Genomic DNA, 24,445 nt, shown 5'->3' on the forward strand with positions numbered 1-24,445 from the left:
GGTTAAAATACAATCATGTTTTTGCAGCGAAAGGTAGAGATCAAATGTCAGATAATTATCAAAGTCGAGAAGAACGAAGAAGGGCCTCAAAACCCGCCAAACCGCAAAAGAATCCTAAAAACCGTAAAAACGGGCCTTTATGGAAAAAAATAGTCCTTGGATTATTAGCAGCATGTGTCGTTTTAATGATTGCAGGAGGCGTTGCCTTCGGTGTAATCGTTGCAAAATCCCCTTCCCTGGACGAGAAAAAATTGAAATCCATCTATACTTCTCAAGTTTTTGATAAAAACAACAAAAAAATATTCGAAATCGGCGGAGAGGAAAAGCGGACATACGTTGCTTATAAAGATATTCCAAAGAATGTGGAAAACGCTTTTCTTGCAACCGAGGATGCCCGTTTTTATGAGCATAGCGGAGTCGACTTCATCAGGCTCGGCGGAGCAGTTCTTGCCAACTTCAAAGAAGGCTTCGGAGCTGAGGGCGGAAGTACCATCAGCCAGCAGGTTATCAAAAATTACTTGCTTACAAACGAAAAATCCGTAGAGCGGAAAGTACAGGAAGTATGGCTCGCATTCCAGCTTGAAAGAAAATTTTCAAAGCAGGAAATCATGGAATTGTATTTAAATAAGCTGTATTACACAGGCAACACATACGGAATTGGCAAAGCAGCAGAGAATTTTTACGGGAAAGATGTAAAGGATTTAACATTGGATGAAGCAGCCATGCTTGCCGGGATGGTTAAGGCGCCTAACAACTACAATCCGCGTGTGGAGCCGGAACGGGCAACTGAACGGCGCAATACGGTGCTTTCTTTAATGGCAAAGCACGGATTCATTACACAGGAAGAAGCGGACAAGGCAAAGAAAGCCGATGTAACGGCTAATATCGCTGCTCCTAAAGAAGATAAAAATCCTTACAAAGCATTTGTAGATAAAATTACGGATGAGATTAAAGATAAAACCGATGTTGAGGTAAGTTCATCAGGTTTAAAAATTTATACAAGTATTGATCCTGCCGCTCAGAATTATGTCAATAAAGTCATGCAGGGGAACGAAGTAAATCTTCCTGAAGGCAATGAATTCCAGGCAGGATTAACTGTAGCTGATACTCAAACAGGCGAAATTAGAGCTCTTGGCGGGCATGGACCTAAAACAGACTTTAACTATGCAACTATGCCTAAACGGTCTCCAGGATCGACGATCAAGCCTGTATTGGATTATGGACCTGCTGTTGAATATTTAAAGTGGTCTACATACCACCAAATTGATGATGAGAAGTACGAATATTCAAATGGGAAATCCTTCAAAAATTTCGGCGACAATTATCATGGACAGGTATCTATACGGCAAGCATTAAAAGGGTCATATAACACTCCGGCTGTTAAGGCGCTTCAAGAGGTCGGGCTGGACAAAGCGAAGGAATTCGCATTGAAGCTCGGAATGCCGAGTGAAAATTTCTATGAATCCTCTGCTATTGGCGGATATGATTACGTATCGAGCATGCATATGGCCGGTGCATACAGTGCATTCGGAAATGGCGGAATTTATATTGAGCCGCATGTAGTAAAATCTGTAGAATTCCAGGATGGAACGAAGATGGATCTTAATCCGGAGCCAGTCGCTGCGATGAGTGATGCCACTGCCTTTATGATTACTGATATGCTTCGTTCGGTTATGGAAAGCGGAGGAACCGGAGAAAGAGCGAATGTTTCCGGATTGGATATAGCCGGTAAGTCTGGAACTTCCAACGATGTAAGAGATTCTTGGTTTGTTGGATATACCCCTTCAACGACATTGTCAGTGTGGACAGGAAAAGATACTGGATTAAACGACACGGAAGACGATATCGCCAAAAAAATCTTTAAATCTGTTATGTCTGAAGTTGCTTCAGATGACACATCCACTTTCAAAAAGCCGGCAAGTGTATCTGAGGTTGAAGTTGTGAAAGGATCGGATCCGGCAGAAGAAGCAGGACCTTATACTCCAGACAGTGAAAAAACCACAGAGTATTTTGTAAAAGGAACAGAGCCTTCTAAGCAATCTCAGCAGTATCAGGAGCCTGAACCAGAAGAAGAGCCAGAACAGCCTCAAGGTGTCTCTAAACCAGAGGTTTCCGTGAATTTTGATCAGGCAGCCAATGCCATCTCCCTCACATGGGGGTATGATCCTGCGGAAAAGGCAAATGTAACGTTTGAGGTGACTCAGTCACAGGACGGCGGCCCTTCACAGGTGGTCACGAGCACTAAAGATTCGGCCTTTACTGTATCTAACCCTCAGCCTGGCTCCACTTATCAGTTCCAGGTTACAGCGATTAGAGACAGCGACAGCACTCGGAGCGAACCAGCCGCGGCATCTGTGACGATTCCGGCAGCGGAAGAGCCTGCACCTGATGAAGGCGGTCAAACCCCAACAGAGCCGCCTGCGGATGGAGAACAGCCGCCAGGTCAGGAACCGCCTCCTGGTCAGGAGCCTCCTCCAGGACAAGAACCGCCTCCGACAGAGCCGCCAGCTGACGGCGGAAATGACGGAGGCACCGGCGGTCAGGATGGCCAGCAGCCCGGTCAGCCTGGCACCCCTCCTCCCGGACAGGGCGGAACCGGAGGTACTGGAGGTACTGGAGGAACCGGAGGAACCGGAGGAACCGGAGGAACCGGAGATGACGGAGACTCTGACAATTAAATAAATAATATAAAAAGCCGCTTGGTCATCCAAGCGGCTTTTCTTTTTTAAATTTTGAAAGAAGCAATTTTTTCTGATGCATTTTTTCCAATTCCAAAAACAGCTCTTTCATTTGAATGAATGCATGGAATTGAAGAGGACTCTCCCGTACAAATTGAAGCCGCTCTGCTGCATTAACTGGCTTAATGTCTAATAGGTCAAGGTTATCAGGTTTTAATGTGAGGACATGCTGGCCATTCATCCAGTGCAGACATGCCATAAAAGCACTATAAGCATATCCCATCAGAACAGCATCCGCTTTTTTCTGCTGCTGCAATCTGTGCTCCTGCTCTTTCCTCTTCCGCTTCCACACAGCAAATAAGACATCAACCGGTTCCTCATCCTGTTCCCATGGCTTATAGGGAATGGGTTCTTTTAGCTCGTGCAGAAGATCGAATGCAAGAGGAAATTCCATGATCGTTTCAAGCGGAGTCCGGGCTAGATCGATGCAGATGTCCGTTCTATTTATATAAGGAGGCAGCAAAAAGCCGGGCGGGATTGGATAAAGCTTATTTGGCATACTGAATAAGCCCCTTTTTCAACCGTTTCCCGCCTTCTCTGCACATATGCAGCAAAGGGCATTCTGCGCACTTAGGGGCCTGTGCTTTGCAGTGATAACGGCCGAAGAAAATCAACCGATGGTGTGTATCAGACCACTCTTCTACCGGTATTTTTTTCATAAGCGTCTTTTCTACTTCCAGAACAGAGTCCTTCCAGCGGCAGAATCCAAGTCTTTTAGAAACCCTCTCCACATGCGTATCAACCGCGATGGCAGGTACACCGAATGCAACAGATACTACGACATTTGCCGTTTTTCTGCCTACGCCCGGAAGTTTGATCAATTCATCTCTTTCCATTGGAACGGTTCCATTGTATTGCTCGAGCAGAATCGCACATAAATTTCGGATGTTTTTGGCTTTATTCCGGTATAATCCTATCGACCGGATATCTTCTTGCAGCTCTTCCAAGGAAACAGCCAGATAGTCTTCAGGCTTTTTGTACTTTTGGAAGAGGTTTTTCGTCACCTTATTTACGAGCACATCTGTACATTGCGCAGAAAGAGCAACAGCGATTACCAGTTCAAATGGATTGGCATGAACCAATTCACAATGAGCATCTGGAAAAAGCTCCCCCATTGTATCAAGTGCTTCTCTCATTTGAATTTTTGTAAGCATGGCAAAACCTCTTTTCAACATGTGACATTCTTAATTTTCAAGCCAGTTATAGAATGGAACCTTTCGCTGATACGGCTCGTCTGTCTGCGGTTCAGGCTGTCTGCTTTTTCCATTGCTTTGACGGAATTGTCTGGAATGGTCTTTAGCCTGTTCAATCGTTTTGATGCCGTTCCGCTTCCATTCAAACAAAATTCTGTCGATGTAACGGAAATTAAGCTTGCCTGAAATAACGGACTCCCTTAATGCAGCTTTGATTATGTCATGATCATGGTGGTCCTGATCCATCCAGATGCCGAGCGTTTCACACTCAAAAGGTGATAGCGGACGGCCGAATTCCTGTTCAAAAACGGAATAAAGGCTTTCTTCCGTTTTTTCAGGCTCGCACTGTTCTTTTTTCGTTTCTGTAAGGAAACGGTACAGTTTATCCCAAAGCGGCTCAAGAGAATACTTTTCAAAGCGGATAGACTGAATATCTTCATCATCTATTTTTAAAAACCCCCTTTGAATCAGACTTCTCAAGCTCATGGAGCAGTCCGGAGATGAAGCAGACATTCTGGCTGCCAGTTCATCAGGTGTCGGAAACGGTTTGCCTTGCTGGATAAACAACTGAACCTGCAAGAGAAGCATCATTTCAGACTCGGTAAGCCCGAGCTTTGGATAATTTAATAATAAAATGCCGGGAATCGATAAAGATCCCTCCATCTGTATGGATATGAACTGTTCTTTATTCATCATATCCCCCCTCTGATGATGATTAGTTGACATAAACGAAACGGGTCATACTGATGAGGTACAGGACAGACCGCCAACCGTCTTGGCTTTTCGCGGTTTCCTGTAGCTAAAAATGCCCGATCATCCAATAAAATGGCTGAAAAAAGTCTCCAATACTGGAGACTCTGGTTTACTGCATGAATTAAGGATACAAGCGGTTGAGCAGTCTTGGAAACGGAATGGATTCGCGAACATGCTCCACACCGCTGATCCAGGCTACTGTCCGTTCTAGGCCGAGACCGAAGCCTGAGTGCGGGACGGAACCGTACTTGCGAAGTTCAAGATACCATTTATAGGCGTCCCTTTCCAGTCCATGTTCTTCCAGGCGCTGCTGAAGAAGTGCCTGGTCATGGATTCTTTCAGAACCGCCGATGATTTCTCCGTACCCTTCAGGTGCAATCAAATCTGCACATAGAACCACGTCTTCACGGTCTTTGGCAGGCTGCATGTAAAATGGCTTAAGAGACGTTGGATAATGAGTGATAAAAACAGGTTTATCAAAGCTTTCGGCAATCGCTGTTTCATGTGGCGCCCCGAAATCATCTCCCCATTGAATGTCCTCAAATCCCTTTTCATGGAGCATTTTCAATGCATCATCATACGTAATTCTCGGGAAAGGAGCTTTGATGTTTTCCAGTTTAGAAACATCTCTTCCCAATGTATTTAATTCCAAGCTGCAATTTTTCAAAACACTTTGGACGATAAATGATACGTAATTTTCCTGGACAATTAAGTTATCTTCGAATTCGTAAAACGCCATTTCAGGTTCAATCATCCAAAATTCAATCAAGTGGCGGCGAGTTTTGGATTTTTCGGCACGGAATGTCGGACCAAATGAAAATACTTTTCCCAATGCCATCGCTGCTGCTTCCATATACAGCTGGCCGCTTTGGGAAAGGTAAGCATCCTCATCGAAATATTTTGTATGGAATAGTTCTGAAGTTCCCTCCGGCGCACTTCCAGTCAGAATTGGGGGATCAACTTTTGCAAACCCTTCATTATTAAAAAATTCGTATGTTGCACGAATGATTTCATTTCTTATTTTCATGACACTGTGCTGACGCTTAGATCTAAGCCATAGATGACGATGATCCATCAGGAATTCTGTTCCATGCTCTTTAGGTGTTATCGGATAGTCCGTTGCTTCATGGATGACTTCTACATTTGTGACACCCATTTCATAACCGAATGGAGAACGCTCGTCCTCTCTGATTATGCCTGTAACATATACAGACGTTTCCTGTGTCACAGATTTTGCTTTCTGGAATACCTCTTCAGGCACCTCTGCTTTAACCACAACGCCTTGCATGAAGCCTGTTCCGTCTCTCAGCTGCAAAAAGGCAATCTTTCCGCTTGAACGTTTATTGGCGATCCAAGCTCCAATGGTAACTTCTTTTCCTGTAAATTTGTGTACTTGTGAAATGGTTGTTTTCAATTCAGTATTCCCTCCACGGACGTCTCGTCCGAATATGTATGTGTTCTATTATACTAACCGCAGTTACAACAGGTCAATATGAGCGGTTTATCATAAAGGGGCGGTATGTGCACCGCCCTTCTTTTATGCTTTATTTTTCTCTGTGTACCGCTTGATTCTGGTAATGGCTTCCGTCAGCAGGTCCTGGGAAGTCGCATACGATAATCTGACGTGCTCCGGCGAGCCAAAGCCTGATCCTGGAACAAGTGCAACCTTTTCTTCTTCAAGAAGCGCTTCAACAAATGCATCCACCGAATTATGGCCAGTCATTTTTGCAGCCTCGCTTGCATTTGCAAAAAGGTAGAAAGCTCCCTGCGGTTTAATGCATGTAAATCCTGGTATTTTAATGAGCTGTTCATATGTTTCGTTTAATCTGCTTTCGAAGGCTTTTCTCATCTCTTCCACGGGCTCCTGTGAACCTCTGTACGCCTCGATGGCTCCATATTGTGCCATGGACGCAGGATTGGATGTGCTGTGGCTTGCCAGGTTCGTCATGGCGCTGATGATTTTTTTAGGACCTGCTGCATAACCGATTCTCCATCCTGTCATCGAGTGGGATTTTGAAACACCATTAATGACAATGGTACGTTCTTTTAATGATGGAGAAATCTGGGCTATCGATACGTGGCTTGCGTCCCCATAAATCAGCTTCTCATAAATTTCATCCGAAACAATCAGCAGGCCGTGTTTCTCGCAGGCATCACCAATTGCTTTAAGCTCTTCTTCTGTATAAATCATTCCCGTTGGATTGCTTGGAGAATTGATGATAACGGCTTTGGTGCGGCTGTTTGCTGCATGCCCGATTTGTTCAGGCGTTATTTTAAACTGATTTTCTTCCGTTCCTTCAATAATGATGGGCACTCCGCCTGCAAGTTTTACCTGCTCAGGGTAGCTTACCCAATATGGAGATGGCACAATTACTTCATCCCCATCATTTAAAATGACTTGAAACAAGGTATAAAGAGCGTGCTTTGCACCAGTACAAACGATAATCTCCGCTGGTGCATAATCAAGGTTCTGATCATTTTTAAACTTCTCAATGATGGCGTCTTTTAATTCCTTCAGTCCACCGGAAGGAGTATATTTGGTGAATCCATCTTCCATTGAAGTTACAGCTGCATTGATGATGGCTTGGGGCGTATTAAAATCCGGTTCTCCCGCTCCAAGTCCGATTACATCATGTCCTGCTGCTTTGAGCTCTTTTGCTTTGGCTGTTATTGCCAATGTGGTTGAAGGTGTTAATGAAGCCGCTCTTTTCGCTAATTCCATTCTCTAAGTCCCTCCTATTTGATTGCAATGTGCAGCATCTTGCCTGTTTTGAAATCAATATAATCATATGTATACCTGTCATAGCTGTCGATATATTTTACTTCCCAGACAGGAATCTGTTTTCCGTCCCTCTGGAGAATGCCCATTTTCGTACGGAACATTTTCTTGGGAGAGTGCTCTTTATTTGCGATCTCCTCTGCTTCTTTCATGGAGATCCCCTCTGACAAAATGGCCATCACCGGTTTTTCATTCAGCCTATTTGCAGCAATAAGCGCAATGGCATCTTTTCCTTTGGGATCTTTTCCATGAACAGCATAAAAAGATACGGGTTTTCCATCTGGACTGGTGTTGGGTCCATTGAATGTGGTTACTTTAGTAACGGATGTAAGACTGCCTTGATCAAGGACTGCCTGTTTAGCGGTATCGTGCCCTTTATTAAGAGCATTCACTCCAGCCTGAATAGAAGAAAACACAAACCAGCCGGCAGCAATTCCTGCCAAAGCCGTTATCAATAATATAAGCCATTTTTTACTCATCAGCCGGCTCCATTATGTACGGTATATCGTGAATACGGCTTTGGTTTTATCTTCTTCGTCAAGTGCCAGTCCAAACATCAGATTTTCTCTTTTTAGCGTCCTGTTCAAAGAATCCACGATTTTGTAAAGATCATCCGAGTGCTCTACTTTAACTGTTGAGAGAATTTCAATTTTACTTTCCATAACAAATTCCTCCTGCGCGCCACAAATATTGTAACTAATATGTATCCGAAGCAAGGATACACTAACAATACAACAGCGAAGATTGTTGTACATGTTCCCATTATAACAATAACCGTTCCATCAAGTGAAAATAATTTCTCCCAAACCCACACCGACTTTTTGACTGGCGATCCCGTTCTTATCAGAACGCATCCCAGTCCTTTTTTTCGTGTTTTAGCCAATCGGCCGCAATATGAGCAAGCTCCGTCACCGGTTTATATTGAACTTCCAGGTCAGGTATTGCTTTCAAAAAATATTTTCCATAACGTGCTGAAACGATCCGGCGGTCCAGCACAATCAAAAGACCTTTATCATGCCGGGTGCGGATCAGCCTGCCAAATCCCTGCTTGTATTTAATAATGGCCTCAGGCAGGGAATACTCGTAAAAAGCGTTTTTTCCTTCATTTTCCATTTTCCTCGCTTTGGCTGAAACCACCGGCTGATCCGGGGGATCAAAGGGCAGCCTGACCATAATAATGGCTTTTAGCTCCTCACCAGGGAAATCAATTCCTTCCCAGAAACTATTCGTTCCAAGCAAAATCCCCTTTTCAGCCTGTCTGAATGATTTAATCAGCTTGACCTTGCTGCCTGCACCCACTCCCTGTCCGAGAATGGTGTAGCCTGTCATTTCCTCGACTGATTTCAATTGATTATACGTATTTTTCAGCATGTCATAAGAAGTAAATAAAACAAGAACTTTTCCATCAATTTCCGGTACGAAGGATATAATGGCCGAAGCTACAGCATATGTGTAGTCCTCTTGGGAAACATCCCTTATACCGGGAATATCGGATGGGACGAAAAGCTTTGCCTGTTCTTTGTAATTGAACGAAGAAGGAAGCATCAGCTGTTTCGGATAAAAATCCTCCAAGCCCATCTGCTTTATTGCATGCCCGAACGATCCGTTAACCGAGAGTGTCCCGGACACAAGAATGATCGAGCGTTTTTTCTCAAAGAGAAAATTGGCAAGCTGATCGGATACGTCTACAGGCCTGCTGCATAGGATGGCCGCATTTTTCGCTCCCTTCGCTTCAGCCTCAATCCAAAATGCTGCATCATTACTGCCGTTTGAGAAAAGATGGCTTATGGCTTCGCTTGCATAGTTAAACCGTTCCGCAAACGAAAAGTATTCATTCATCTTGGCTTGGGTTTTAAGAGGCAGACTTGCCGATGTTAAAAGCTGTTTTTGCTTTTTCATAATCGACAGCAAATCGTGCATGTAAAACCTGATCCGGTCTGCCATCTCTTCGATGGACAGCCAATACGGATTTTGATCTGTATCCTGTGAAATGGAAAAAGAGATTCTGTTGCCGGTGCCACCCTTCTTTTTCAGCACGTACGCATGAAGGTTCGTAAAAAAGTCATTCAGTTCATCCCCGAACTCCTTTAAAAGGACGTCCATTTCCAGACAATAGTCGTATCCGGTTTCGCTTTCATGCTCAAACCAGTCAGCTACAGACGCCAGCAGATCACGTGAATATAAATGACCGATTCGCTGCAGCCATGAGTGCATCGTTACATATTCAAGCCTGAATCCCCATTGGTCGCCGGCGATCCGCTCGAGGTGATGGGCTTCATCGATCAGCAGTTCTTCAAATTCAGGAAGCTGTTTCCATTCAGCTGCAGCATCATGTAAAAGAAGGGCATGGTTTACAACGATGATCGTGCTATGCTCGGCCTTTTTCCTGGCAAGATGGTAGAAAGAGCGCTCCCGGTACGGATTTTTAGGGTGGCTGGACAAATTATCATGGTGGATCCTCATCCACAAGTGCTTTCCGCCTGAAGGAAGGTTCAATTCATCCGCATCCCCGGTGTGTGTTTGGAGCAGCCAGATTAATATCTGCGCTTTAGCGAGATTAGAGTCATAATTATCATCTGTCTCCATCAGGGAAAGTTCAAATTTGTGCGGACATATATAATGGGATTCACCTTTCAAAATGGCTGCAGAAACTGGACGGGAAAGAATCCTGCACGCAAGTTTGACATCGCGGTCGATCAGCTGATTTTGCAAGGTGTTCGTATGCGTGCTATAAACAATCCGTGTTCCATTTTCTATAGCATACTTCATTGCAGGAACCAGCAGACCAAGCGATTTTCCGCTCCCTGCAGGCGCTTCCGCAAGCATATGCTCCCGATTTGCCAGTGCATCGTAAACCCCATTCATCAGCTTTTGCTGCTGAGGTCTGACTTCATATGAAGGCAGTTCGGTTTGCATGAATCGAAAAAGCTCCGGGAAATCAGGGATCTCCCCTTTTTGCAGACTCTCTTCAGAATGATCTTTGGTAAAAACGCCTGAAAATGCAAGCCTGCCGTACAATTCGATTTCCGGATTCCGGTGCTGGTGAAGTGAGGCTTCACCCTCCTCAATCAAATCGTCAAGAATTTCATGCAGATCACTGATAAAAACATCGGAAAGCTTCCTTAAGCTCCTTAATGTCGTGACAGGCAAAGTCTTTAATTTTTCCAAAATGATTCCAAATATTTGAGCTGTAACCTCTGCATCGCTGTCTGCCTGATGCGGACGGTCATGCTGTATGTTCAGTTCTCTGCAGAGCTCTGATAATTTGTAGCTTTCAAATGACGGAAAAACCATTCTCGATAGCTCAACTGTATCCATTAGCCCCCCAATAAACCGGGGGTACCCTGCCTGCTGCAGCTCTGCCTGAACGAATGATAAATCAAAATGAACGTTGTGGGCAACAAAAAAAGCCCCATCAAGCATACGGTAAACCCTCTCTGAAATCTCTGAAAACACGGGGGCGTCTTCCACCATTTCATTGTTAATGCCTGTTAAAGATTCTATAAAGGCAGGGATGGGCTGAAGCGGATTTACATAACTCATAAAGCGGTCTGTAATCTCACCGTTCTCATAAACCACTGCTGCGAATTGTATAATTTTCTCCCCTTTTTTTGGAGAGTTTCCTGTTGTTTCAACATCTAAAACGACGTAACGCCGATGCTCCATTATTGACACCTCAATCAGCTTGCATTCCTGTACATTGTACCATTAACAGCACTAAAACGCTCAAAGCTAAAGGGAAAAGAAAAAGGCCGGCTTGATACCGGCCGGCCTGCTGCACGAGCATTTTTCAATTACATGCGAATGGTGGATGCAGGCTCTGTTCCCAGCATTTCAACGATGCGGTTATTCTCATCCATAATCGCTACCTTTGGTGTATGCATGCGGATATTTTCTTCAGCGATCATAGCGTAGGAGATGATAATTACGACATCTCCTTCCTGAACAAGCCTTGCTGCTGCTCCATTCAGGCAAACAACTCCAGTATCTCTCGGACCCGGAATGATGTACGTTTCAAAGCGGGCTCCATTATTATTATTTACAATTTGCACTTTTTCATTAGCGGTCATTCCAACCGCATCCAGCAAATCTTCATCAATAGTAATGCTTCCTACATAGTTCAAATTGGCTTCTGTTACACGGGCACGATGTATTTTGGCATTCATCATGGTGCGAAACATATAATCTCCTCCGAATAGTTGTTATTTTTCGCTGCGGGTCCAAATCAGGTTATCGATCAGTCTTGCTCCGGAAAACTTAACTGCCGCCGCAGCTATGATTTCACTGCTTTGGTCTGTAACCGGAATTAGCTCTGGATACTGCAAAACTTCGACGTAGTCTACTTCTGCACCCTTTATATCCTGCAATGACGCTAAAATGTACGATCTGATTTCTTCAGCACCTGGCTTTTCTTTCTCGGAAAATAAGCGGCCTGCCTTAAGACTTTTATAGATCTTAGGTGCTTCCATCCGCTCGTCTGCCGTTAAGAAAACATTTCTGGAACTTTTAGCAAGCCCGTCTTCTTCTCTCACCGTGTCCACCGGTATGATTTCAAGCGGAAAGAAAAATTCATCCACGAGTCCTTTAATAACAGCCACCTGCTGAGCATCTTTTTTCCCAAAGTACGCTTTGTCTGGCTGCATAATATGAAAAAGCTTCGTTAATACCGTTACAACCCCATCAAAGTGACCGGGTCTTGACCTTCCGCAAAGTACGTTGGTTCTGGCCGCAGCAGTCATCGTTACGAAGGGCGCATGTCCGTACATTTCTGAAGGATCCGGTGCAAACACGAGATCTGCCCCTGCCATACGGGCCAATTGCAGATCTCTTTCCAAATCTCTTGGATAGGTTTCAAAATCTTCATTCGGTCCAAATTGAGTAGGGTTGACAAATATGCTGACAGCCACTTTGGCATTATCTGCTCTGGCTTTTTTAATCAGTTCAAGATGTCCTTCATGCAAATATCCCATCGTTGGTACAAAGCCAAGTGAACCGCTGGCCTCTGCTTTCCAGGCTGATACGATTTCTTTTGCTTCATGCACTTTATTTATGATAATCATTTCGTAACTCCTCCGTAAAGACCATCGAGAACATCCTCATTCATAGTAAAGGTGTGCTGCTCTGAAGGGAATTTGCGGCCTTTTACATCCGATACATATTGGAATAATGCCTGCTGCATTTCTTCATCAGCGCGTCCATACTGTTTTACAAACTTCGGCACGCGTTCCACACCGTATCCTGTTACGTCATGATAAACGAGTACTTGACCGGCAGTTTCAGCTCCAGCTCCAATTCCGATGACCGGTATGGATAGCTGCTGCTGGATGAGCGCAGCAAGCTGGCGGGGGACACATTCAAGCACGAGCGCAATCGCTCCTGCCTGCTGGCATTGCAAGGCATCTTCTAGTAATTTAGCTGCAGCTTCAGCTGTTTTGCCCTGAACTTTATAGCCTCCAAGGACACCTACGGATTGGGGAGTCAGTCCGAGATGGGCTACAACAGGTATTCCGCCTTTTGTTAAAGCTTGAATCAAACCGGCCACTTCATCTGCCCCTTCAAGTTTGACAGCATCACTGCCAGCTTTCTGCATGAGTACTGCGGCATTCCGAAGGGTGTCTTCTTTTGATATATGGTAGCTCATAAAAGGCATATCCGTTACGATAAACGTGCCAGGAGCGCCCCTTTTAACAGCTTTTGTATGATGAATCATGTCTTCCATCGTAACAGGAATCGTAGAATCGTATCCAAGCACAACCATCCCGAGAGAATCGCCGACAAGGATCATATCCGCTCCTGCTTTTTCCGCTTGCTTAGCAGAAGGATAATCATAGGCTGTAATCATGGCGATTGCTTCGCCCGTTTCTTTCATTTTTTGAAAATCTGCTCTGCTTTTCATCATTTCCCTCCTCTTTTTTCCCAGCGCCCCTGATAAAGGGGTTCACTTTATAGAGGAACAAAGGGATCCATAACATAAAAATTCCTTCTTCTATATTGAGAAGAAGGAATGGACATAACAAATTCGCCGGATCATTCCTCTGTCCCAGTCCTTCGGATCAAGGCAGACTAAATTATTATAAAAATCGAATCATGCTCTTGCGGTGCAGTTCCATGTAAACGGATACTACCCGAGTTAAGTATAACAAAACAGCATAAATTATCAATTAATTTTGCTTTAGGACAATTCTATATCAGCAGAATATATTTTTTCCACAGCACCATCTGCTGTCTCCAGCAGAAGAACGCCTTCATCGTTAATTCCGAGCGCCTTTCCATAAATGGTTCCCTGCAGGGTTCTGGCTATTATTTCACGCCCCAGGCTGACCGCATACGATTCCCATAGAAGTTTGACCGGACGAAAGCCTGCCGCCAGGTAAGTTTTATAAAGCTGCTCGAGATTATACAAAATCGCTTGAATGAGAGCAGTTCTGGAAATGTCAATCCCCGCTTCGAGTTTTAAGGAAGTGGCAATCCTTTTCAGCGCTTCCGGAAAATCGGTGTCCTGCTGATTAACATTAATACCCATACCGATGATGACAGAATGAACGGAATCTGCTTCAGCCTGCAGTTCTGTTAAGATCCCGACAGCTTTCTTCCCGTTGATCAAAATATCATTCGGCCATTTTATCGAAGGCTGAATTCCTGTTGTTTCCTCGATGGCCTGTACGATGGCTACCGCAGTAAGAAGAGTAAGCTGCGGGGTTTGGCTGAGCGGGATTTTAGGCTTTAGTATACAGCTCATCCAAATCCCTGTATTTATAGGGGAGTGCCATACCCTAGCAAGCCGGCCCCTGCCCTCTGTCTGCTCATCAGCAATGACGATGGTCCCCTCAGATGCACCCTCACCCGCAAGCTGGTGTGCGATTTTCTGTGTAGAGGGAACCGATTTTTCGTAATGTACGGCCTGTCCGATAAACGAGGTGCGCAGCGAAGACTGAATTTCAACTGCACTCAATGCTTCAGGTTTTTTAATGAGACGGTATCCCATCCTTCTGACCGCTTCCACTTCATAGCCTTCTTTTCTAAGCGTTTCGATATGCTTCCACACAGCTGTCCTGGAACACCCAAGGACTTCACTGATTTTTTGCCCTGAAACGTACTCTTGATCCGATTCCGCAAAAGCCTCTAATAGCCTTAGCTTTACATTCCTGTTTGATTGCTCCAACGGAGAAACCACCTCTCAATATCGTTTCTGGAGTTGTGAAGCCGCCCTTCAAGCACTTCCAGTTCAATAGCATGCAGCGCTTCTGCTACCCACGGTCCAGGTTCTTTGCCGGCTGTCTGTACGAGCTCATTCCCATTAGTATTCAAATCCGCTCTGGAGTGGATCGGAAGCCGATTGTAGTCTGCTGCCGCCTTTTCAACTCCGGTTTTCACAATCCAATCAGGCTGGGACTCACAGATTGCCTCCGTTAGGCAAATGGTTTTTGCACCCGCTTCATACAGCATCACATCCGTCCACTGTTTTTCCAGTCTTTTAAGGAGAAACAAATAAATAGAATGGATTTGCTGTATTCTTTTGGAGGGCATTTTCCATTTCTTTAGAAATTCCTTTGGCTTATCCGCCTCAAGGTCAAAAAGGAGCAATGCCCACCTTTCCGATAATCCAAGTGAAGCTGGGAGCGTTCTTGATACAAAAGAATCCCAGCCGTGCATTCCCTTTGCTAAGCCTGGCATATAATCAATCAATCCGCTGCTTTGAAGCAGATATAAAGCCGAAGACGCAGCCTTTCCTTTAAGAAGCTTATCAAACTCCGTTAATTTCCGCTCAACTGAAATATGTTTCATCAAGCTTGCGAGACGCTTAATTGCCTCCAAAGAATCCAAAGTGATTTCAAAGTCCAGCTGGCTTGAAAAGCGCAACGCTCTCAGCATCCTTAGCGCATCTTCAGTATATCTGTCTTCCGGTCTTCCAACCGTTTTTATTTTCTTTTCACGAATGGCACTTTGCCCATCAAAATAATCATGCAAATTTCCGTCCTTGTCCATTGCCATCGCATTCATGGTGAAATCCCTGCGTTTAAGATCCTCTTTTAATGATGTAACGAATCGAACCGTCTCCGGTCTTCGAAAATCCTCATATCCTGATTCTGTCCGGAATGTCGTGACTTCATAGGGCTCCCCGTCATACATGACAATAATGGTTCCGTGTGCTGCTCCAACATCTGCCGTTTTTGAAAAAACTGCCTGGACTTTTTCCGGCGGTGCAGAGGTGGCGATATCCACATCATGGATCTCCCTGCCAAGCAAAAGGTCCCGGACTGATCCCCCGACAAAATAAGCCTCATATCCTTCCTTTTCAAGAGCATGAATAATCGGCAAAGCATGTAAAAATTCCCTTTTCATTTGGTTCAATCTCCTTGAAGCAATCCGTAATAAAGATCCTCATATTGCTCCACAATCTGATCGGTTTTAAAAATTTCCCTTGCTGCTGTCATTGCCTGCTCTGAAAACCTGCTGTGCAGGTCCCGGCTGCTTAATAAAGCCACTGCTTTCTCTGCGGCCGTTTCAATGTCCCCAACTTCAACAATGTATCCATTTTCGCCATCTGAAATAACCTCCGGAATTCCTCCGATATTCGTTCCGATACATGGGACCCCGCAGGCCATCGCTTCTAAAAGAACCAATCCGAAGCTTTCTTTCTCAGACATAAGCAGTTTAATATCACTGATCGAATACAGTTCATCCACATTTTCCTGTTTTCCTAAAAACAGAACCTTTTCCCTCAATCCCATTGATTGAACCAGGTCACAGACACCTGACATTTCCGGTCCGTCTCCAACAAGAAGCAGCTTCGAAGCAACTTTGTCTGCAATAAGGGCAAAGGTTTTAATTACATCTTTGACCCTTTTGACTTGTCTGAAATTCGATACATGGATCATGACACGTTCATGATCTTTTATTTTGTAATCCTTCTTTAAATAAGCTGCATCTTTTTTATAATAAACCCGGTCATCAATAAAATTGTAAACGGTTTCGATATGCTTGTTGGGTGCAATAAGGTCATAGGTTTGCTGAACGAGTGCATTTGACACAGCTGTTACCCGGTCAGATGCTTCAATTCCAAAGCGGATCAGCTGAGCCATAGATGGATCCGATCCCAGCACGGTGATATCCGTTCCATGAAGAGTAGTTACGATTTTTAAATGATCACCTGTCATTTGTTTTGCCAAAAAGGCGCATATAGCGTGAGGGATGGCATAATGGACGTGCAATATATCCAGTTTCTCCCTTTCGGCGACTTCTGCCATTTTGCTTGAAAGAGCAAGATCATATGGAGGGTTTTTAAAAACAGAATACTGATTTACTTCTACTCCGTGAAAGTAAATGTTGCTGTACACTTTATTCAGTCTGAATGGGATGCTTGAGGTAATAAAGTGGATCTCATGTCCTTTTTCAGCCAATAGCTTTCCAAGTTCAGTTGCAACAACTCCCGAACCCCCTACTGATGGGTAACAGGTAATGCCGATTTTTAGTTTATTTTTCATTTATTCTCACCTGGCAATTCATTCATTTCGATTGGAATAGGACTTATAAAGCCTTCTGCGAAGGCCAGTCCTGCTGCTTTTCCTGCAAGCTGCTCCCGATTAAATGCGGGATCAATGTATGTATGATTACTGCAGCTCTCATAGGCTCTTAAACTTTCTTCTTTTCTGCTGATTGTACCGGAAATATCGATAATCATATCCGGTTTTTGAAACGGGGCCGTTACATATTGATAAATACGGTTTACAGTGTGAGCAGGCAGGAGGAAACTGTCTTCATATTTATGAATTCCTGCAGAGTATATTGCTTCTTTTACAAGATTTGCACAGCTTTCAAGATCTGGATTTTCCGGATCCCCTGCAGGACAATAAACAACATCCGGCCTGTATTTTCTAATAACAGAAATGAGACGGTCCACATAGGAAGGCGTTATAAACAATCCGCGGTCAGGCAAATCCAGAAAGATCCTCTTTTTCACCCCGAGAACCTTCGACGCGGCAGTCGCTTCTTTTTTCCGTTCAGCTACAGCTCCATTTGAAGAAAGTTCTGCTTCAGTTAAATCACAAATACCGGTTCTAATTTGTTTGTTTGCATATCTCGCAAGCGTTCCGCCCATCCCGTACTCAACATCTCCCGGATGTGGGCCAAATGCCAAAATATCTAATTTCTCAAGACTCATATTACTCTCCTTCTCGCTGATGAATAACCTTTCTCCACGTCAGATCTCCCCTGTTCAGGCCATGAATCAAAATTTCTGCTGTTCCCATATTAGTTGCAAGCGGGATTGCATAAACGTCACACAGCCGAATAAGAGCTGAAACGTCCGGTTCATGAGGCTGTGCAGTTAAGGGATCCCTGAAGAAGATAACAATATCCATTTCATTTCTGGCAATCATTGCTCCGATTTCCTGATCTCCGCCAAGCGGGCCGGACTGGCATCTTGTAATGGATAAACCAGTCGCTTCCATGATGCGCAAGCCAGTCGTCCCAGTAGCAAACAGCTCATGTTCTTCTAAAATACTTTTATAGGCGGTTGAAAATTGAACGATATCATTCTTCTTTTTATCATGGGCAATCAGTGCAAGTTTCATCAGCTATCCCTCACTATTCAATGATATTTTCAAGACCGTAAACGAGTGTATCGAGCTTCATCACTTCTTCGCATGAAAGTTTGACACCTGACATGAAAGATTTCCGGTCGTATGAATCATGTCTGATTTTCAGAGTCTGACCTTCTCCGCCGAATAAAACCTCTTGATGGGCAACTAGACCGGGCAGCCGTACACTATGAATTCTGATGCCTTTATATGAAGCACCTCTCGCACCTTCAAGCGTCTCTTTTTCATTCGGATGGCCCTGCTTTTTCTCTTCCCTTACCGCAGAAATCATCTCGGCTGTCTTCACACCTGTACCGGATGGAGCATCGAGCTTCTGGTCATGATGCTGTTCAATGATTTCGATATCAGGGAAGTATTTAGCAGCCATTTGTGAAAATTTCATCATCAGCACTGCACCTACGGCAAAATTAGGCGCAATAATGACACCGAGCCTGTTTGATTCAGCCAGCTCTTTCAGCTCATTTAAGTTCTCCTCAGTAAAGCCGGTTGTCCCCACCACAGGTCTGACACCCATTTCAAGGGCTGTTCTCGCATGAAGCATCCCGGTTTCAGGTGTTGTAAGATCAATCAGCACATCCGCGTTGGTTTCGAACAAACATTCTTTCAAATCAGTGTAAATGAGGGCATCGCTAGTAAACCCTTCTCCGATCTCGCTTAATTTTTTTCCTCCGTTTTTACGGTCCAATACTCCCGCCAATTCAAAATGAGAGGTTTCTTCTGCTAAAACAACAGCTTCTTTCCCCATTCTTCCCCGCGGTCCTGCTACTACAATTTTAATGGAATCCATTTTTCAAAGCTCCTCTTTTTTTGTCCAGCGGTCACGGTCACGGACTGTAAATTTTTTCATTACCAAATCATGCGCTTCTGCTAAATCGATATTCAGGGAATTAGCCATGCAAACCAGCACAAACAGGACGTCTCCCAGCTCTTCTTCAATCGCTTTATCCGCTTCAGTGGACTTCTTCGGCTTTTCTCCAAAGCGGTGATTGATTTCACGGGCAAGCTCCCCCAGTTCCTCCGTAAGCCTTGCAGTCATAGCAAGGGGACTGAAGTAGCCTTCTTTGAATTGGCCGATGTATTCATCTACTTCTTTTTGTATGTCGTTCATCGTTTTTTCTTTCATAAGGACTCCCGCTTTCTTTATGTATTCATCTTTTTCCAATTATATCATCTGGGGCGCAAATTCAGACTGATTTGCCGTTTTGCCGCTGGTGAACTATAATATTATCGCCATCATAAGCTATTTGGGAGCTGATTTACTTTGAACGGATTGAAAATTCGCAATATCTTCTTCATCCTGCTCGGTTCTGCCATTTTTGCCTTTGGGCTAGTTCATTTTAACATGCAGAACGAATTGGCTGAAGGAGGATTTACAGGAATTACACTTCTGCTTTACTTCATTTTTACGATTGATCCATCCATCTCAAATCTAGTATTGAATATTCCGCTATTTTTCATTGGATGGAAGCAGCTTGGAAGGGTTTCTTTTATCTACACAATAATTGGAACTGTGAGCTTATCCGTATTCCTATGGATTTTTCAAAGGTATCAGCTTGATCTGCATCTCTCTGACGACCTTCTGCTCGTCTCGCTGTTTGCCGGCGTATTTATCGGGGTTGGTCTTGGTATTATTTTTCGATATGGAGGTACGACCGGCGGAGTGGATATCATTGCACGCCTTGTACAGAAGTACAAAGGAATCAGCATGGGTAAAACGATGTTCCTTTTTGATGTATGCGTTATCGGAGTATCTCTTTTAACGTACCTGGATTTAAAAAGAGCCATGTATACGCTTGTCGCCGTCTTCGTCGGCGCCCGGGTCATCGACTTTATGCAGGACGGAGCATATGGCGCTAAAGGCGCAACCATCATATCTTCTAAAAATCAGCAGATTTCCAGAAGGATTTTAGAAGAAATGGACCGGGGGTTACCATTCTTAAGGGACAGGGCTCTTACTCAGGCAACGCTATGGATGTATTATACTGTGTTGTGGACAAGAATGAAATCGTCCGGCTCAAGCAGGTCATCACATCTGTCGATCCGCATGCCTTTGTGGCTGTAACGGATGTTCATGACGTGCTCGGAGAAGGGTTCACACTCGACAGCGAAAAGAATCCGATTCACAAATAATAGAGAGTGGCTTAGGCAAAATTCCCGCTATTCAAAATCAATATAAAGGAATGAATCAAGAAAAAAAGGAAAGCAAGCCGGCTCGGCTGCCTTCCTTTTCTGTTTACCTGTCCCTCTCTCTCTCTACCTGTTTTTCCTTTTCACCTCTGAATTTTCTCCAGCCCGCATACGTAAGTGTCAGGATAATCATTCCTCCGGTCGTAATGATCACCCAGATCAGAGAAGGATCGGCTTCGTCATCCTTAACGCGGTCAAATAGGTTTTTAAATTCGGTTTCCATAGATGTGAGCTGGCTGATCCGCTCTTCTTCAGTCCCGTTTTCCATTAATTCCTCTCCGACTGACGATATGAGCGCCTCAACTTTTCTTACTTGTTTGGGAGGGACATCTACGGAAACAGAGGGATAAATCGTTTCGTATAAAGCAAGAAATTCGTTCCAATCCTGTTCAAATGATGTAGCTTCCCCGATTTCAGCATCCTTTTTTAAATGATTGAAAGAGGTCATCATGCTCGCTTCCATAGAACTCCAGAGCGGCTCATTTTCTGTGAATGCTGCATCCACTACCATATGAAACTGGGTGACAGCCCTCATTTTTGATTCCTGGTCTTCCTGCTGATTCTCGAGCGTTTCCATCGCTTTACCATGAACAGCAGAAATCGTTCTTACCGTCTGGCCGGATACAGCCTGCCTGGCCTCCGGACTTTTTTCAAACTGTTTGGCAAAATATTTAAGCACCTGCAAAGCCTCAGCGGTCCTTCCCTGCTTAGCCAGCTGAAAGGCGCTGTAAGAGGTCTCAGATAAGCTTTTCCATCTATCCGTCTCTTCGCCTTTTGCTTCTGTGCTGGAGAAAAGGAGAAGCAGGATCGTCAAGCATACTACCCATCTTTTCATGTTTGTCCCCCCAAATCATCTAGTAAAAAATATGTAAGGAGGGACAAGATTAGACCACTGGGAATTAGCTTTAAAGGATATCAAGCTTCAATCTTTTTTCTTTTATCACAAACAAGTAAGCGATCCCGAGTGAAAGGATGCTCAGCCAGAAAGTAAAATAACCAATTGCCGGCAAATAATCCATCAAAGAATAATAAATCGGCATTTGTCCGAACACATAATCAATGACATCGTTATGCAGCGTCCAGACAGCAGCTATGATAAGGTGCCTCAGCTTAAAGCGGTAAAACGGAATGTAAAGCAGACCCTGAATCGCCATCGCCGTATGCGAAGCCATCAGCATGTAGCCGGTTGGTTCCAGTTCTCCTGTGGTGATCAGCAAAAGCAAATTCATCACTGTGGCCCAAATTCCATATTTAAAAAGGGTGACAACCGCCAGCGCCTCCATCAGAGGAGACCTTTTCCCGAAAAGATAGTACAGGATAACGATTGTAAAGAACAGACTTGCCGTCGGACTATCCGGAACAAAGATCAGAAATTGCGGAGCCGTGATCACCAGCTGCCCTGTATACCAATAGTATCCATACAGCGTACCAAGCAGGTTGACAGCAAATAATAAAAATAAAAAAGGCTTCCCGGCTAATACATAATATATCGTCTTCATGTGAACAGCTCTCATTTCTATTAAATTTCACCATTCTCATCATATAAAAAAGCTGACAGATTGTCAGCTTTTTACTTGGATGAAACTTTTGAGACGAATTCTGAAAGAACCTTTAATTCCTCATCCGTTCCTTTAAATACGCCTGCAGGCATCCCGCCTTGTCCCTCTTTCGCTATTTTCGCAATTTCTTCAGGCTTCAGTCCGTTGTCGACCAATGAAGGTCCTGCAGCGCCCCCCTGAAGGTTATCTCCATGGCAAGAAACGCAAGTCTGTTCCTGGAATACCTTGTATCCTTCTGAGTTCTTATCGATTTTGGCTTCAGCCTGAATTTTCCCCTGCTGAGCCACCTTTTCCCAATTCGTTGTTGAAACCGACTGCCATGTCAGGAAAATAATCGCCGCTGTCGCAAGAAGCATCATCCCTACAGTTACTGGTCTCTTAGCAGGACGGCGCTCAGGACCTGGATCGAGGAACGGTGCAAGAATTAAGGCTCCAGCCGCAATTCCCGGCATAATCATTGCACCGAGCACCGTGTAAGGACCTGAGGCGTACGTATACTTCAAGAGCTGATAGAGAAAAAGGAAATACCAGTCAGGAAGCGGAATGTATCCTGTATCAGTCGGATCCGCCACCCGTTCAAGCGGTGAAGGATGGGCCACTGTTAAGCAGAGAAATCCGATTAAAAAGACCGCTCCCACCAGCCATTCCTTCAAAAGAAAATTGGGCCAAAATGCTTCTGTTTTCCCTGGAAATTCCGAATAATCTTTCGGAATGTTCGGTTTTCTTACGGCAGGAACACGAGAATCCCCGACGAACTTCATGCCTTTTCCGCGATGCATGAATCCCCCTCCTTTTTAGATGGTTCTGCAGTATTTCGTGCTTTCTTACAGCGGTCCGGAAATTCCCTGCTTTCTGATCATCAGAAAATGGGCAGCCATCAGACCGAATAATGCGGCCGGAAGGAAGAATACATGAATCGCAAAAAATCTTGTCAGCGTCTGTGCACCGACGATTTCTGGATGGCCGGAGAGGAGCACCTTTACCTGAGTCCCGATAAAAGGTGTGGCCTCTGCAATCTGAAGCCCTACTTTTGTTGCGAAAAGCGCTTTCATATCCCAGGGCAGCAAATAACCGGTAAACCCAAGACCGAGCATAACGAAAAAGATCAGTACGCCAACAATCCAGTTCAATTCCCGCGGTTTTTTATAGGCACCCTGGAAAAACACCCGCAGTGTATGAAGAAACATCATAACAATGACAAGACTGGCACCCCAATGGTGCATCCCTCTGACGATTTGTCCGAACGCAACTTCATTCTGCAGATAGTAGACAGATTCCCAGGCATTTTTGATATCTGGAACATAATACATGGTCAGGAACATTCCGGATAATACCTGAATGACCGTAACGAAAAAGGTCAGACCTCCAAAGCAATAAACAAAAGCAGAAAAATGATGGGCAGGGTTGACGTGTTCAGGTACTTCATGGTCGGCAATATCCCGCCATAAAGGAGTAATATCCAGACGCTCATCCACCCAGTCGTAAATTTTATTCAGCATCTGCTACGCTCCTTTCTTCTTGGCTTTACCGAGAAACAAGTAGCCGTCTTTGACCTGCTGTTCAAATACGTCCAAAGGAGCCAGCGGAGGTGTACCCGGTACGTTTTTGCCATCTTTTTCATAACGTCCGTAATGGCATGGGCAGAAGAACTGATTTTTGTTCTCAGGATCCCCGTTCCAGCTGACCGTGCAGCCTAAGTGTTTGCAGACAGGGGATAAGGCAACGATATCTCCTTTATCATCCTTGTAAACCCAGGCAGAACGCGGTTCATCGGATTTGTGCCAGGCATCGACCTGCTTGATCTTAAAATTGAATCGTTTTGGTTCGGCTGTAATTTCATCCACTTTTACCACTTGAACTAAATCCTGGCCTGCAACGGGCCGCAGAACAGGGTCAAGGGCAAAGCGGACCATCGGCATGATCATTCCTGCGGCCATGAATCCGCCTACACCTGTGAGCGTATAGTTAAGGAACTGCCTTCTTGATACCCCATGTTTTCTCTCGCTCATTTTTTTCCCCCTTCTATCCCCTATAGATGAAGTCTGGATGCAAGGTTATAAAAATTTATAGTACTAGGACATTCTAATGATATATCAATCTTTTAAACCGGTCAATATCATCCTTTTATGGAAAAAAGTATAATGACAGGGTTTTCATTTACAATTCCAAAATTGTAATAAAATGTTCATAATTTGCTCCAAATGACTCTCCAGCAATTGGCCTGTAACTTCACGATCCAGATTCTGAAGCGGTATGGAAGGAATCCAAATCAAATGATTCTGAAGCTCCCCTCCTTTTGTCTTCCAGCTGGAATCTGTTGTTAAAAAGAAAATGTGCCCAAAGTCAGCCTCAGCATCCTTTTTCCACTCCAGCAGCCTTGTTAAAGCATCTGCTTCACGAGGCAGATAAGTAAATGGAGGACTTAGCATGATTCTGCCTCTAAGCTGCCTTTCCAGCTCTTCAGACAGCAGCATGGCAAATTCACCTGCCTGGATATTCTCCATCAGCGACGGGGCGGAACCCGCTGGTATTAGCGGAACAACGAGTGTGTCTATGTATTGCTTTTCTTTTTCTAAAGCCAGCGCATCATTGGCAGCCCATTTAATGGTGTACACCCCCTTTAAGAAACATTGAA

Annotated in this window: 25 protein-coding genes and 1 pseudogene; 2 read left to right on the top strand and 24 right to left on the bottom strand. The window is 44.5% G+C overall.

Annotated elements, in window-relative coordinates; genetic code table 11:
• Window positions 1-44: 44 nt before the first annotated feature.
• The gene (locus J9317_RS11395) at window positions 45-2,678 is read left to right on the top strand and encodes a PBP1A family penicillin-binding protein (RefSeq protein ID WP_211558693.1); all 2,634 of its coding nucleotides are present in this window, start codon (window positions 45-47) and stop codon (window positions 2,676-2,678) included.
• A 25-nt stretch (window positions 2,679-2,703) separates the two neighbouring features.
• On the opposite strand, the gene J9317_RS11400 is transcribed toward J9317_RS11395, so the two are convergent.
• The 18 genes from J9317_RS11400 to J9317_RS11485 form a co-directional block, all read right to left on the bottom strand.
• Window positions 2,704-3,237 (bottom strand): YpoC family protein, encoded by a 534-nt coding sequence (locus J9317_RS11400; protein ID WP_211558695.1) that lies wholly within the window; start codon window positions 3,235-3,237, stop codon window positions 2,704-2,706.
• Window positions 3,227-3,892, bottom strand: a complete 666-nt coding sequence (gene nth / locus J9317_RS11405; RefSeq protein ID WP_211558697.1) for an endonuclease III — start codon at window positions 3,890-3,892, stop codon at window positions 3,227-3,229. The genes J9317_RS11400 and nth overlap by 11 nt, the downstream gene beginning before the upstream one ends.
• Before the next feature lie 30 nt (window positions 3,893-3,922).
• Complete coding sequence (locus J9317_RS11410) at window positions 3,923-4,624, bottom strand: DnaD domain-containing protein (protein WP_211558699.1); 702 nt, start codon at window positions 4,622-4,624, stop codon at window positions 3,923-3,925.
• Between the two features lie 181 nt (window positions 4,625-4,805).
• Window positions 4,806-6,098 (bottom strand): asparagine--tRNA ligase, encoded by a 1,293-nt coding sequence (asnS, locus tag J9317_RS11415; protein ID WP_211558701.1) that lies wholly within the window; start codon window positions 6,096-6,098, stop codon window positions 4,806-4,808.
• A 123-nt stretch (window positions 6,099-6,221) separates the two neighbouring features.
• Window positions 6,222-7,406, bottom strand: a complete 1,185-nt coding sequence (locus tag J9317_RS11420; RefSeq protein WP_211558703.1) for a pyridoxal phosphate-dependent aminotransferase — start codon at window positions 7,404-7,406, stop codon at window positions 6,222-6,224.
• Between the two features lie 14 nt (window positions 7,407-7,420).
• Window positions 7,421-7,942 carry a PepSY domain-containing protein gene (locus J9317_RS11425; RefSeq protein WP_211558705.1) on the bottom strand — a complete coding sequence of 174 codons (522 nt, stop codon included), beginning with the start codon at window positions 7,940-7,942 and terminating at the stop codon, window positions 7,421-7,423.
• 12 nt (window positions 7,943-7,954) lie between these two features.
• Complete coding sequence (locus J9317_RS11430) at window positions 7,955-8,125, bottom strand: YpmA family protein (RefSeq protein ID WP_211558707.1); 171 nt, start codon at window positions 8,123-8,125, stop codon at window positions 7,955-7,957.
• Between the two features lie 181 nt (window positions 8,126-8,306).
• Entirely contained in the window at window positions 8,307-11,129 is a 2,823-nt protein-coding gene (gene dinG, locus J9317_RS11435) for an ATP-dependent DNA helicase DinG (RefSeq protein ID WP_211558709.1), read from the bottom strand.
• Between the two features lie 128 nt (window positions 11,130-11,257).
• Window positions 11,258-11,644: an aspartate 1-decarboxylase gene (gene panD, locus J9317_RS11440; RefSeq protein ID WP_211558711.1), complete on the bottom strand. Its 387-nt coding sequence runs from the start codon at window positions 11,642-11,644 to the stop codon at window positions 11,258-11,260.
• Between the two features lie 21 nt (window positions 11,645-11,665).
• Complete coding sequence (gene panC, locus J9317_RS11445) at window positions 11,666-12,523, bottom strand: pantoate--beta-alanine ligase (RefSeq protein ID WP_211558713.1); 858 nt, start codon at window positions 12,521-12,523, stop codon at window positions 11,666-11,668.
• Window positions 12,520-13,359 (bottom strand): 3-methyl-2-oxobutanoate hydroxymethyltransferase, encoded by an 840-nt coding sequence (gene panB / locus J9317_RS11450; protein ID WP_211562310.1) that lies wholly within the window; start codon window positions 13,357-13,359, stop codon window positions 12,520-12,522. The genes panC and panB overlap by 4 nt, the downstream gene beginning before the upstream one ends.
• Window positions 13,360-13,635: 276 nt before the next feature.
• The gene (locus J9317_RS11455; RefSeq protein ID WP_211558715.1) at window positions 13,636-14,625 is read right to left on the bottom strand and encodes a biotin--[acetyl-CoA-carboxylase] ligase; all 990 of its coding nucleotides are present in this window, start codon (window positions 14,623-14,625) and stop codon (window positions 13,636-13,638) included.
• Window positions 14,601-15,806, bottom strand: a complete 1,206-nt coding sequence (locus J9317_RS11460; protein ID WP_211558717.1) for a CCA tRNA nucleotidyltransferase — start codon at window positions 15,804-15,806, stop codon at window positions 14,601-14,603. The genes J9317_RS11455 and J9317_RS11460 overlap by 25 nt, the downstream gene beginning before the upstream one ends.
• 5 nt (window positions 15,807-15,811) lie before the next feature.
• A complete protein-coding gene (gene bshA / locus J9317_RS11465) occupies window positions 15,812-16,948 on the bottom strand; it encodes an N-acetyl-alpha-D-glucosaminyl L-malate synthase BshA (protein ID WP_211558719.1) in 1,137 nt (378 codons plus the stop codon).
• On the bottom strand, window positions 16,945-17,625 hold the full coding sequence (gene bshB1, locus J9317_RS11470; RefSeq protein WP_211558721.1) for a bacillithiol biosynthesis deacetylase BshB1: 681 nt from the start codon (window positions 17,623-17,625) through the stop codon (window positions 16,945-16,947). Before bshB1 ends, bshA begins: the two co-directional genes overlap by 4 nt.
• 1 nt (window position 17,626) lies before the next feature.
• Window positions 17,627-18,037 carry a methylglyoxal synthase gene (gene mgsA, locus J9317_RS11475; RefSeq protein WP_211558723.1) on the bottom strand — a complete coding sequence of 137 codons (411 nt, stop codon included), beginning with the start codon at window positions 18,035-18,037 and terminating at the stop codon, window positions 17,627-17,629.
• 13 nt (window positions 18,038-18,050) lie between these two features.
• Window positions 18,051-18,851, bottom strand: a complete 801-nt coding sequence (gene dapB / locus J9317_RS11480) for a 4-hydroxy-tetrahydrodipicolinate reductase (protein ID WP_211558726.1) — start codon at window positions 18,849-18,851, stop codon at window positions 18,051-18,053.
• A 3-nt stretch (window positions 18,852-18,854) separates the two neighbouring features.
• Window positions 18,855-19,187 (bottom strand): nucleotide pyrophosphohydrolase, encoded by a 333-nt coding sequence (locus tag J9317_RS11485; protein ID WP_211558728.1) that lies wholly within the window; start codon window positions 19,185-19,187, stop codon window positions 18,855-18,857.
• 138 nt (window positions 19,188-19,325) lie between these two features.
• On the opposite strand from J9317_RS11485, the pseudogene J9317_RS11490 reads away from it, so the two are divergent.
• Window positions 19,326-20,194 (top strand): annotated as a pseudogene (locus tag J9317_RS11490) (YitT family protein).
• A gap of 103 nt (window positions 20,195-20,297) precedes the next feature.
• Here the strand turns inward: J9317_RS11490 and ypjB are convergent.
• The 6 genes from ypjB to J9317_RS11520 form a co-directional block, all read right to left on the bottom strand.
• Complete coding sequence (gene ypjB, locus J9317_RS11495; protein ID WP_211558730.1) at window positions 20,298-21,086, bottom strand: sporulation protein YpjB; 789 nt, start codon at window positions 21,084-21,086, stop codon at window positions 20,298-20,300.
• Between the two features lie 70 nt (window positions 21,087-21,156).
• A complete protein-coding gene (gene lhaT, locus J9317_RS11500; protein WP_211558732.1) occupies window positions 21,157-21,750 on the bottom strand; it encodes a lipoprotein heptaprenylglyceryl N-acetyltransferase LhaT in 594 nt (197 codons plus the stop codon).
• Window positions 21,751-21,821: 71 nt separating this feature from the next.
• The gene (locus J9317_RS11505) at window positions 21,822-22,589 is read right to left on the bottom strand and encodes a menaquinol-cytochrome c reductase cytochrome b/c subunit (RefSeq protein WP_211558734.1); all 768 of its coding nucleotides are present in this window, start codon (window positions 22,587-22,589) and stop codon (window positions 21,822-21,824) included.
• Window positions 22,590-22,634: 45 nt separating this feature from the next.
• Window positions 22,635-23,309 carry a menaquinol-cytochrome c reductase cytochrome b subunit gene (gene qcrB / locus J9317_RS11510; RefSeq protein WP_035408687.1) on the bottom strand — a complete coding sequence of 225 codons (675 nt, stop codon included), beginning with the start codon at window positions 23,307-23,309 and terminating at the stop codon, window positions 22,635-22,637.
• A gap of 3 nt (window positions 23,310-23,312) precedes the next feature.
• Window positions 23,313-23,819 (bottom strand): QcrA and Rieske domain-containing protein, encoded by a 507-nt coding sequence (locus J9317_RS11515; protein ID WP_211558736.1) that lies wholly within the window; start codon window positions 23,817-23,819, stop codon window positions 23,313-23,315.
• A gap of 144 nt (window positions 23,820-23,963) precedes the next feature.
• Entirely contained in the window at window positions 23,964-24,425 is a 462-nt protein-coding gene (locus J9317_RS11520) for a DUF2487 family protein (RefSeq protein WP_211558738.1), read from the bottom strand.
• Window positions 24,426-24,445: the final 20 nt, after the last annotated feature.

The organism is Metabacillus flavus, assembly GCF_018283675.1.
GTDB lineage: Bacteria > Bacillota > Bacilli > Bacillales > Bacillaceae > Metabacillus_B > Metabacillus_B flavus.

Coding starts and splice junctions, on each gene's coding strand:
- J9317_RS11395 (WP_211558693.1), top strand. CDS start 45: ATGTCAGATAATTATCAAAGTCGAGAAGAACGAAGAAGGGCCTCAAAA.
- J9317_RS11400 (WP_211558695.1), bottom strand. CDS start 3,237: ATGCCAAATAAGCTTTATCCAATCCCGCCCGGCTTTTTGCTGCCTCCT.
- nth (WP_211558697.1), bottom strand. CDS start 3,892: ATGCTTACAAAAATTCAAATGAGAGAAGCACTTGATACAATGGGGGAG.
- J9317_RS11410 (WP_211558699.1), bottom strand. CDS start 4,624: ATGAATAAAGAACAGTTCATATCCATACAGATGGAGGGATCTTTATCG.
- J9317_RS11420 (WP_211558703.1), bottom strand. CDS start 7,406: ATGGAATTAGCGAAAAGAGCGGCTTCATTAACACCTTCAACCACATTG.
- J9317_RS11425 (WP_211558705.1), bottom strand. CDS start 7,942: ATGAGTAAAAAATGGCTTATATTATTGATAACGGCTTTGGCAGGAATT.
- J9317_RS11430 (WP_211558707.1), bottom strand. CDS start 8,125: ATGGAAAGTAAAATTGAAATTCTCTCAACAGTTAAAGTAGAGCACTCG.
- dinG (WP_211558709.1), bottom strand. CDS start 11,129: ATGGAGCATCGGCGTTACGTCGTTTTAGATGTTGAAACAACAGGAAAC.
- panD (WP_211558711.1), bottom strand. CDS start 11,644: ATGTTTCGCACCATGATGAATGCCAAAATACATCGTGCCCGTGTAACA.
- panC (WP_211558713.1), bottom strand. CDS start 12,523: ATGATTATCATAAATAAAGTGCATGAAGCAAAAGAAATCGTATCAGCC.
- panB (WP_211562310.1), bottom strand. CDS start 13,359: ATGAAAAGCAGAGCAGATTTTCAAAAAATGAAAGAAACGGGCGAAGCA.
- J9317_RS11460 (WP_211558717.1), bottom strand. CDS start 15,806: ATGAAAAGGGAATTTTTACATGCTTTGCCGATTATTCATGCTCTTGAA.
- bshA (WP_211558719.1), bottom strand. CDS start 16,948: ATGAAAAATAAACTAAAAATCGGCATTACCTGTTACCCATCAGTAGGG.
- bshB1 (WP_211558721.1), bottom strand. CDS start 17,625: ATGAGTCTTGAGAAATTAGATATTTTGGCATTTGGCCCACATCCGGGA.
- mgsA (WP_211558723.1), bottom strand. CDS start 18,037: ATGAAACTTGCACTGATTGCCCATGATAAAAAGAAGAATGATATCGTT.
- dapB (WP_211558726.1), bottom strand. CDS start 18,851: ATGGATTCCATTAAAATTGTAGTAGCAGGACCGCGGGGAAGAATGGGG.
- J9317_RS11485 (WP_211558728.1), bottom strand. CDS start 19,187: ATGAAAGAAAAAACGATGAACGACATACAAAAAGAAGTAGATGAATAC.
- ypjB (WP_211558730.1), bottom strand. CDS start 21,086: ATGAAAAGATGGGTAGTATGCTTGACGATCCTGCTTCTCCTTTTCTCC.
- lhaT (WP_211558732.1), bottom strand. CDS start 21,750: ATGAAGACGATATATTATGTATTAGCCGGGAAGCCTTTTTTATTTTTA.
- J9317_RS11505 (WP_211558734.1), bottom strand. CDS start 22,589: ATGCATCGCGGAAAAGGCATGAAGTTCGTCGGGGATTCTCGTGTTCCT.
- qcrB (WP_035408687.1), bottom strand. CDS start 23,309: ATGCTGAATAAAATTTACGACTGGGTGGATGAGCGTCTGGATATTACT.
- J9317_RS11515 (WP_211558736.1), bottom strand. CDS start 23,819: ATGAGCGAGAGAAAACATGGGGTATCAAGAAGGCAGTTCCTTAACTAT.